The organism is Mesorhizobium sp. M2A.F.Ca.ET.037.01.1.1 (genome assembly GCF_003998075.1).
Classification (GTDB): domain Bacteria; phylum Pseudomonadota; class Alphaproteobacteria; order Rhizobiales; family Rhizobiaceae; genus Mesorhizobium.
Map to the genome: position 1 here is coordinate 1 of NZ_RZSA01001229.1, position 1,701 is coordinate 1,701.

At 63.5% G+C, this 1,701-nt stretch carries 2 protein-coding genes; one reads left to right on the forward strand and one right to left on the reverse strand.

Annotated features, from left to right (window positions below):
* The coding region (locus EOA27_RS35395; protein WP_245491302.1) for a hypothetical protein at positions 1-544 on the forward strand (544 nt) is incomplete at its 5' end.
* A gap of 79 nt (positions 545-623) precedes the next feature.
* Here the strand turns inward: EOA27_RS35395 and EOA27_RS35400 are convergent.
* A partial coding sequence (locus tag EOA27_RS35400; protein WP_145970794.1) for a DEAD/DEAH box helicase occupies positions 624-1,701 on the reverse strand: 1,078 nt, incomplete at its 5' end.

Consider the following 1,701-nt stretch of genomic DNA (forward strand, 5'->3'; position numbering starts at 1 on the left):
GCTCGGAGCCGCCACAGCCCGGGCAGAGGATGCCAGCAAGGCCGATATCGAAGCCCTGAAGAAATCGCTGGCCAAATATGAAGATTACACCGCCGCCATCCGCGACCTCTATCTGTCGACCGAAGGCTGCGTCTACTATGGCGGCGAGAAGATTGACGGCGCGATGTACTATCCTAAGGGCGCCATGGGTGTCCATTTCGTCAATGTCCCGAGCATCGGCAAGCCGCTCGACCCGATGAAGCCCAACGTCCTGATCTACGAGCCGACGAAGAAGGGTTTGAAGTTGGTCGCCGTGGAATGGCTGGTTCCATTGACGCCGGACGTGAAGGCGGTTCCGACGCTGTTCGGCCAGAAGTTCATGGGACCGATGGAAGGGCACTACCCGCTCATCCCGCGGGAGTTCGTCCACTACGACCTGCATGCCTGGCTGTTCAGGGACAATCCGAACGGCATGTTCACCCCGACGAACCCGAACGTGAAATGCACCAAGGCCGAGTTCCCGATGCTGGAAAAGCCGACCAAGATGATGCCTGGACCGATGTAGGGCAGGGCGTGCCAGCCAGCGCAAAAAAGGAAACGGCCCAAACCGGGCCGTTTTCATGTCTGCTTCTACAGGTGGAGCTTCAGACTTTCGCGACAATTCGCATGAAGGCCGGCACGTCGTCGCCGAAACCGACGGTCGCGTCGTCTTCCTCGCGATGGCGGCCGGGGCGGTCGCGCTGTGGGCGGGCGTCGCCGCGGTGCTCGTGACGGTTGCCCGAACCCTTGCGCTCGTTCTCGGAACGGATCGCGTCCTTGCGGGCGCGGCGTTCGGCGATATCGGCCACTTCAGCGACGGGCTGCTCTTCGCGCACGGGCTCGGGCGTCTCGTCCCGCTTGGCGTGGCGGTCCTTCCGGCGCTCGCCGCGATCCTTGCGGTCCTCGTCCTTGCGGCCGGCGCGACGCGGCGCGCCGCGGCCGCGGCGCGGCTGCTCCTCGCCTTCGCTTTCGGTCACGGTCGACAAGTCGCCGTCATGCCATTCGATCTTGGTGCCGATCAGCCTCTCGATCGCGTCGACATATTTGGTGTCGGAGCGGGTGGCGATGGTGAAGGACTTGCCGGCGCGCCCGGCGCGTCCAGTGCGGCCGATGCGGTGGACATAGTCCTCGGCATGGATCGGCACGTCGTAGTTGAAGACGTGGCTGACATCGGGAATGTCGAGGCCGCGCGCGGCGACGTCAGAGGCGACGAGATAGCGCAGCTTGCCGTCGCGGAAATTGTTGAGCATCTGCATGCGCGCCCGCTGGTCCATGTCGCCATGTAGCGCGCCGGCATCGAAATCATGCTTCAACAGCGACCGGAACAGTTCCGACACCTCGACCTTGCGGTTGCAGAAGATGATGGCGTTCTTCAGGTCGGCGTCTTCGGCCTTGATCAGATTGCGCAGCGTCTCGCGCTTCTCCCAAGGCTTGTTGCCGGACTTCACCAGCCGCTGCGTGATGCTGGTCGCGGTGGAGGCGGCCTTGGAAACCTCGACGCGCACCGGCGCGTGCAGGAACTTCTCGGTGAGCTTGGTGATTTCCGGCGGCATCGTCGCCGAGAAGAACAGCGTTTGGCGCGTGAACGGGATCATCTCGCAGATGCGCTCGATGTCGGGAATGAAGCCCATGTCGAGCATGCGGTCGGCCTCGTCGATGACGAGGATCTCGACGCCGTTGAGC